This window comes from Bacillus sp. HMSC036E02 (assembly GCF_001836235.1).
GTDB lineage: Bacteria > Bacillota > Bacilli > Bacillales > Bacillaceae_G > Bacillus_A > Bacillus_A cereus.
Genome location: NZ_KV827857.1, coordinates 365,817 through 373,288, shown reverse-complemented (window position 1 = coordinate 373,288; position 7,472 = coordinate 365,817). Strand labels below are relative to the sequence as shown.

Genomic DNA, 7,472 nt, shown 5'->3' with positions numbered 1-7,472 from the left:
AGAAGAAAAAGCGAAAGCCAAGGCGAAGGCGGTGGCAGCGGCCAAGGCAAAAGCGGCAGCATTGGCGAAGCAGAAAGCCTCGCAAGGTGATGGGGATTCGGGAGATGAAAAGGCAAAGGCAATTGCAACGGCAAAAGCGAAAGCAGCAGCGGCTGCAAGAGCGAAGACAAAGGGGGCTGAAGGTAAGAAAGAGGATGAGCCGAAGCAGGAAGAACTGTCCGTAAATCAGCCGTATTTAAATCAGTATGTTGAGGCTATTAGGGAGAAGTTAGGAGAGGGTGCATTAGTAGATTCCTACATTAATAAACTGTCAAAGGATGTGCCAACTCTTGTGGTGGATCCCGAAAAATATTATGAAGTGATGGAGTCACTGCGATTCCATGAGGGACTTGCTTTTGATTATATGTCAGAGCTACATGCGACGGATTTTGTGACACATATGGAAGTGTATGTTCATTTGTTTTCATATAGTAAGAAACAATCGGTAGCGGTGAAGGTAAAGCTAGACCGAGAAACGCCGCAAGTCGAATCTGTGACAGCGCTTTGGAAAGGGGCTGACTGGCCGGAGCGAGAAGCATACGATTTGCTCGGCATTATATTTAAAGGGCATCCGAATTTAACACGTATTTTAATGCCAGAGGATTGGGTAGGATATCCGCTTAGAAAAGACTATGAACCGTATGATGTGGAGGTGTAGCTATGATCCGCACGGAAGAGATGCTTTTGAATGTAGGACCTCAGCATCCGAGTACACATGGTGTGTTCAGGCTCGTAATTAAGATTGACGGGGAAATTATTAAAGAAGCTACACCTGTTATTGGGTATTTACATCGCGGGACGGAAAAAATCGCTGAGAGCTTACAGTATACGCAAATTATCCCTTATACAGATCGAATGGACTATTTATCAGCTATGACGAATAATTACGTCATTTGCCATGCTGTAGAGACGATGATGGGGCTTGAAATTCCAGAGCGTGCCGAATACTTGCGAGTACTTGCGATGGAGCTAGGAAGAATTGCGAGCCATCTCGTTTGGTGGGGGACGAATCTTCTTGATATAGGAGCGGTTAGCCCGTTTTTGTACGCTTTTCGTGAACGAGAGATGATTATAAATTTATTAAATGAATTATGCGGGGCACGGCTTACTTTTAACTATATGAGAGTTGGTGGTGTGAAGTGGGATGCGCCAGATGGTTGGATTGAAAAGGTGGAAGAGTTTGTTCCGTATATGAGAGAGCAACTGGCAGGTTATCATGATCTTGTTAGCGGTAATGAGATTTTCTTAAATCGTGTGAAAGGCGTTGGTATATATAGCGCGGAAGAAGCGATTTCGTATTCTTTAAGCGGAGCAAATTTGCGGTGCACTGGAGTAAACTGGGATCTTCGCAAAGATGAGCCGTATTCGATTTATGATCGTTTTGATTTTGATATTCCTGTTGGAAGCGTGGGAGATGCTTGGGATCGCTACGTTTGCCGAATGCAAGAAATCGAGGAGTCTTTAAAGATTGTTGAGCAAGCGGTTCAGCAGTTCCCGAAAGATGGAGCTGTGCTGGCAAAAGTACCGAAAATTATTAAGGCACCTAAAGGAGAAGCATTTGTACGTATCGAATCGCCGCGCGGAGAGATTGGGTGTTATATCGCTAGTGACGGAAAGAAAGAGCCGTACCGTTTGAAGTTTCGTAGGCCATCTTTTTATAACTTGCAAATTTTACCGAAGTTATTGAAAGGTGAAAACATCGCTAATTTAATTACGATTTTAGGTGGAGTTGATATTGTACTTGGGGAGGTTGATGGCTAATGATTGAGACGCTCTTACAATCACCTTCAAGCTGGACGAATTTCTTCATTTTTTTCGGATTAGCGGTACTTCTACTATTTGCAGTCCTTGGCTTCGTTACATATGGAATCTTGGCAGAACGGAAAGTGATGGGGTTTATGCAAGGGCGGATTGGTCCAAACCAGGTTGGAGGCCGATTTGGTTTACTGCAAACGGTAGCTGATGTTTTAAAACTATTATTGAAAGAAGATAGTATTCCGAAAGCAGCAGATAAACCGCTGTTTATATTAGCACCTGTCATTGCATTTGCACCAGCATTTATGGTGCTTGCAGTTATCCCGTTCACTGATAAATTTCAATTTGCAGATATTGGAGTCGGGTTACTTTATTATATCGCTGTTTCCGGTATTACGACGATAGGTGTTGTAACTGGGGGATGGGCATCGAATAATAAATATTCCCTTTTAGGAGGGATGCGTGCGGCGGCGCAAATGATTTCTTATGAGATTCCGCTCGTAATGAGTGTAATTGGTATCGTTTTGCTAGCTGGTAGTCTGAATTTAAATGAGATTGTAGCGGCGCAGGAGAAGGTTTGGTACATTTTCGTACAGCCAATTGGCTTCGTCGTTTTCTTAATCGCAGCAGTTGCAGAGTTAAATAGAACGCCATTCGATTTGCCAGAAGCGGAGTCAGAACTTGTTTCTGGATATCATACGGAATACTCAGGTTTTCGCTGGGCGTTTTTCATGCTTTCAGAGTACGTATATTTCTTCGGGATGGCATCTTTAATTACAGTGCTCTTTTTAGGTGGATGGAATCCAGTTATGTTCCTTGGATTTATCCCAGGAGCTGTATGGTTTGCTTTGAAATTTAGCAGTGTAGTCTTTCTATTAATTTGGTTCCGCGTTACGTTTCCGCGTATAAGAGGTGACCAGTTAATGGAGTTTGGCTGGAAAGTATTATTGCCAATTGCACTTGCGAATATTTTCTTAACGGCATTGATTAAGGAGTTATTCTTCTAATCTATGAGGGGGGTGCCAGTAAGAGATGAAAGGACTATTTAAAGGATTAAAATATACATTAAGCAATTTGAGTAAGAAGAAGGTGACTTACGATTATCCGAATCAACCGTTGCCGTTGCCAGACCGCTTTCGAGGTATTCAAAAGTTTTATCCGGAAAAGTGTATTGTTTGTAATCAGTGCTCTAACATTTGTCCGACAGACTGTATTCAGTTAACAGGAAAGAAACATCCGGATCCTACGAAAAAAGGAAAAATTATCGACACGTATGATATTAATTTTGAAATTTGTATTCTGTGTGATTTATGTACAGAAGTTTGTCCGACAGAGGCGATTGTTATGACAAATAACTTTGAGCTCGCGGAATATTCACGTGATGATTTATTTAAAAATTTGCAGTGGCTTGACGAAAACGACGAAAACGTCAGGAAGGAGAATAAAGCATGAATGGCGAGTTTGTAGCATTCTTTATACTATCCTTGTCTGCAATTATCGGTGGTGTTCTTATGTTGAACTTAACGAAAGTTATGCACATGATGCTAGCTCTCGTTCTGACATTTCTCAGCATTGCAGGTTTGTATTTTCTTTTATCAGCTGAATTTATAGGCGTTGCACAAATTTTACTTTACTCTGGTGCAATCACAATTATTATGATTTTCGGCATTATGTTAACGAAACATAACGCGGAAAATGAATCGCGTCTTACTCTTCGAAAATTGATTATCTTCTTTGCAGTTGTAGCATTTGGAGCGGTTATGTATTTCGCTGTTAATAATGTTGATTTTGCAAATGAAAGCACACAAGGAAGTTTACCTCTCCATGAAAACAACACACTTCAAATCGGTACGCTTCTCTATTCAAAATATATTATCCCATTTGAACTAACTTCAGTTATTTTACTTGTAGCACTCGTTGGCGCGATTGTACTTGCGAAAAAGGATGAGAAAGAGGAGGATTCCAATGAGTAGCGTTCCAGCTTCTGCATATTTAACACTTGCGATTATTTTGTTTTGCATCGGTCTATTTGGAGCTTTAACAAAGCGGAATACAGTAATCGTATTAGTTTGTATCGAATTAATGCTGAATGCTGCCAATTTAAACTTAGTGGCGTTTAGTAAATTAGGCTTATTTCCGAATTTAACAGGTCAAATTTTCTCACTGTTTACGATGGCTGTAGCGGCAGCGGAAGCGGCGGTAGGACTCGCTATTTTAATTGCTTTATATCGTAATCGTACAACAGTTCAGGTGGATGAAATGGATACGCTTAAAGGATAGCATTGTGACCGAAAAAGGGGGAAGGAAACAATGATCGATTATGCATGGCTCATACCGCTTTTCCCACTCGTTTCGTTTTTGTTACTTATTATATTCGGGAAGAAAATTAGAGAAGGAAGCAGCGTACTTAGTATTTTTTTCGTCTTTCTCTCCTTTATACTTGCGGTACTTGTGTTAATAGAAAGGTTTTCAGAAGCAAGCGTGAAGCATAAGTGGGTGTGGCTTAGAGCTGGAGATGTGGATATATCATTCGGCTTTGAAGTGACTGCATTAGGAGCTTTAATGTTATTTATCGTGACGCTTGTGAGTCTACTTGTACATGTGTATTCGAAAGGTTATATGAAAGGTGATGAACGATTACCAACCTTTTACGCATATTTAGGACTCTTTACATTTGCGATGTTAGGGCTTGTTATATCAACGAATTTATTACAGCTTTATATATTTTGGGAATTAGTTGGCCTTGGTTCATTTTTACTTATCGGTTTTTATTTCTTTAAAGAAGAAGCGAAGGCTGCTGCAAAAAAGGCTTTTATTATGACCCGTATTGGGGATGTTGGTTTATTTATCGGGATGATTTTAATTTTTTGGTACGCAGGTAGTTTTGAATATGACGCAATATTTAGGGCGATTTATACAGGGGATCTACCTCCTTACATGATTACAATAACAGCGATATTAATTTTTATCGGGGCGATGGGGAAATCAGGTCAGTTCCCGCTTCATACGTGGTTGCCAGATGCAATGGAAGGGCCAACGCCCGTTTCGGCACTTATTCACGCGGCGACGATGGTCGCAGCTGGCGTATATTTAGTAGCGACGATGTTCCCTCTATTTTCAGCAAGTACAGTGGCGATGCAGACAGTGGCAATCGTTGGAGCTTTCACTGCAATCTTTGCGGCCTCTATTGGTCTTGTGCAAACAGATATAAAGAGGGTGCTTGCTTATTCTACAGTTAGCCAGCTCGGGTATATGATGCTCGCGTTAGGTTCTGCCGGCTATGTAGCTGGTATATTCCATTTAACGACACACGCTTTTTTTAAAGCACTACTATTTTTGGCAGCAGGAAGTGTAATTCATGCTGTGCATACGCAAAACATTAATAAAATGGGCGGTTTACAGAAGAAGATGAAAGTAACTGGTACGCTATTTTTAATAGGTACCCTTGCCATTAGCGGTGTTCCGCTGCTTTCCGGTTTTTTCAGCAAAGATGAAATTTTAGCGGCGACGTGGATGAATGGCAATTACGTTTTATTTACTTTAGCGGTAATTGCGGCGTTTTTAACAGCATTTTATATGTTCCGCCTATACTTTCTTGTCTTTACTGGAGAAACGAAGACGAAGGAAGAAGTGCATGAATCGCCTCGCGTTATGACGTATCCAATGATTGTTCTCGGCGTTCTTGCGGTAGTGGCAGGATATATAAATACACCATGGTTTGGGACATTTCTCGGAGATTGGTTGACGAAAGATGTAGGGTTTAAGGTTGAAGAAGCGCATGGACCAGTTGGGATTATGATTGTTGCGACACTCGTTTCATTTGCGGGAATCGCTCTTGCATATTTCATATATGGCAAGAAATCAATTTCTAGAGATTGGGCTGGGGGTACGGAAACATCTCTTTATAATCTTTTGAAAGAAAAATATTATGTGGATGAACTATACAACATGACGGTGATCCCTATTACGAAAGGAATCGCTCATGTGCTTCGCTTATTTGAAGTGTATGTAGTCGAAGGAATTGCAGTTTTAATTGGAAGTGTAGTTAAAGGCACAAGTAATCTTGGATCGAAACTTCAAAACGGGAATGTACAAGTGTACGGTACTGTAACAGCGGTTTCGCTCGCTGTACTCGTCATTATTTTGCTCTATACGGGAGGGGATTTACGATGAATGATTTGTTGTTAACGTTCTTCATTTTTTCCCCGCTTTTAGGAATTTTATTGCTTGTATTAACACCGAAAAAGGAATTGCGTACAGTGCGGGCGCTTGGCTTATTTGGGACGGCACTTCCATTTGGAATCGCTATCGTCCTCGCTTGTACATATGCTTCTGGAAAGAATTTGTCCCTATTTGATGAAAAGGTGAAATGGATTAAGTTCGGCGATTTTACAGCGGTGGATAAAAGGTGGTTTTCTATTTATTACGAGCTCGGTATTGATGGTTTGTCGCTTGTCATGATGGTACTGACGGCTCTTCTAGCGATGCTTGCAGCAATTGCAGCCTTTTCTATTAAAAGAAACTTAAAAGCATTTTATATGCTGTTACTTATGCTAGAAATAGGAATGCTCGGCGTCTTTGCTGCTCAAAACTTAATGTTGTTTTTTATCTTCTTTGAAATTACGTTGCCACCAATGTTCTTATTAATTGGAAAGTGGGGAAAATTGTCGAGTGAAAAGGCTGCGTATAGTTATTTAATATATAACGGTATTGGCTCAGCTATTTTGCTCATTGTTTTCTCAATTTTGTTCGCGAAAACAGGTACAACAAATATTGTGGAGCTGAAAGAGATATTAAGAAGCGTAAGTGCAGAGGGAGCACTCGTCATCCCAAGTAGTTTGCAGCTTAGTGTATTTATTGCCATAATGATTGCCTTTGCAATTAAACTACCTGTTTTTCCGTTGCACCGCTGGATGGTCAATGTACACATAGAAGCGCATCCAGCTGTAGTTATGCTTCATGCGGGTGTTTTGCTAAAGATTGGAGCGTACGGTATTATTCGCTTCGGGAAAGGGCTATTCCCGGAATATTTTCACGATGTTGCAACGCTAATTGCGATATTAGGCGTAATTAATCTACTATACGGTGCCTTTTTAGCGCTCATCCAAACGGACTTTAGGAAAGTACTGGCTTACTCTAGTATTTCGCATATGGGAATTGTGTTAATGGGACTTGCGTCACTTAATGCACCTGGTACACAAGGAGCGTTATTCCAAGTTGTATCACATGGTTTAATTGCAGCCTTGCTCTTCTTCCTACTGGGTGTTATAGAACAACGATTTGGAACTTCGGATATTACGGTGCTAGGCGGACTTGCGAAAAGTGTACCGATACTTAGCGGATTCTTTTTAGCAGGAGGAATGGCCTCGCTTGGATTACCAGGGATGTCTGGGTTTGTCAGTGAATTTCTTGCCTTTCTCGGTTTATTTCAAGGAGAGCCCGTCATTGCTGCAGTCGGTGTGATTGGCATCATTTTAACCGCTGTATATGTATTAAGGGCGACACTTCAAGTGACATTTGGAAAGAAAGAGTGGGAAGCAAAAACTGATATACACGGATGGGAGTATGTCCCTGTTTTACTACTTATCTTTTGTATTATTGCAATTGGAGTTATGCCAGAAATACTAGGGGATCCGCTTCAAAATACATTGAAAACATTGGGGGTGAAGTAGGATGGA

8 protein-coding genes are annotated in these 7,472 nt (G+C 41.0%); all 8 read left to right on the top strand.

All coding sequences use genetic code 11. The features are described 5' to 3' along the window. The coding region (locus tag HMPREF2590_RS23025) for an NADH-quinone oxidoreductase subunit C (RefSeq protein ID WP_141763550.1) at positions 1 to 697 on the top strand (697 nt) is incomplete at its 5' end. A gap of 2 nt (positions 698 to 699) precedes the next feature. Continuing rightward, positions 700 to 1,800 carry an NADH-quinone oxidoreductase subunit NuoD gene (gene nuoD / locus HMPREF2590_RS23020; protein WP_000621434.1) on the top strand — a complete coding sequence of 367 codons (1,101 nt, stop codon included), beginning with the start codon at positions 700 to 702 and terminating at the stop codon, positions 1,798 to 1,800. Continuing rightward, entirely contained in the window at positions 1,800 to 2,801 is a 1,002-nt protein-coding gene (gene nuoH, locus HMPREF2590_RS23015) for an NADH-quinone oxidoreductase subunit NuoH (protein WP_000573426.1), read from the top strand. Before nuoD ends, nuoH begins: the two co-directional genes overlap by 1 nt. A 25-nt stretch (positions 2,802 to 2,826) precedes the next feature. Next, the gene (gene nuoI / locus HMPREF2590_RS23010; protein ID WP_000677191.1) at positions 2,827 to 3,246 is read left to right on the top strand and encodes an NADH-quinone oxidoreductase subunit NuoI; all 420 of its coding nucleotides are present in this window, start codon (positions 2,827 to 2,829) and stop codon (positions 3,244 to 3,246) included. After that, positions 3,243 to 3,767, top strand: a complete 525-nt coding sequence (locus HMPREF2590_RS23005; RefSeq protein ID WP_001012809.1) for an NADH-quinone oxidoreductase subunit J — start codon at positions 3,243 to 3,245, stop codon at positions 3,765 to 3,767. The genes nuoI and HMPREF2590_RS23005 overlap by 4 nt, the downstream gene beginning before the upstream one ends. Continuing rightward, positions 3,760 to 4,074: an NADH-quinone oxidoreductase subunit NuoK gene (nuoK, locus tag HMPREF2590_RS23000; protein ID WP_000100079.1), complete on the top strand. Its 315-nt coding sequence runs from the start codon at positions 3,760 to 3,762 to the stop codon at positions 4,072 to 4,074. Before HMPREF2590_RS23005 ends, nuoK begins: the two co-directional genes overlap by 8 nt. Positions 4,075 to 4,104: 30 nt before the next feature. Then, the gene (gene nuoL / locus HMPREF2590_RS22995) at positions 4,105 to 5,967 is read left to right on the top strand and encodes an NADH-quinone oxidoreductase subunit L (RefSeq protein ID WP_000568220.1); all 1,863 of its coding nucleotides are present in this window, start codon (positions 4,105 to 4,107) and stop codon (positions 5,965 to 5,967) included. Beyond that, positions 5,964 to 7,466 carry an NADH-quinone oxidoreductase subunit M gene (locus HMPREF2590_RS22990; protein ID WP_000998931.1) on the top strand — a complete coding sequence of 501 codons (1,503 nt, stop codon included), beginning with the start codon at positions 5,964 to 5,966 and terminating at the stop codon, positions 7,464 to 7,466. The genes nuoL and HMPREF2590_RS22990 overlap by 4 nt, the downstream gene beginning before the upstream one ends. The last annotated feature ends 6 nt before the right edge of the window (positions 7,467 to 7,472 follow it).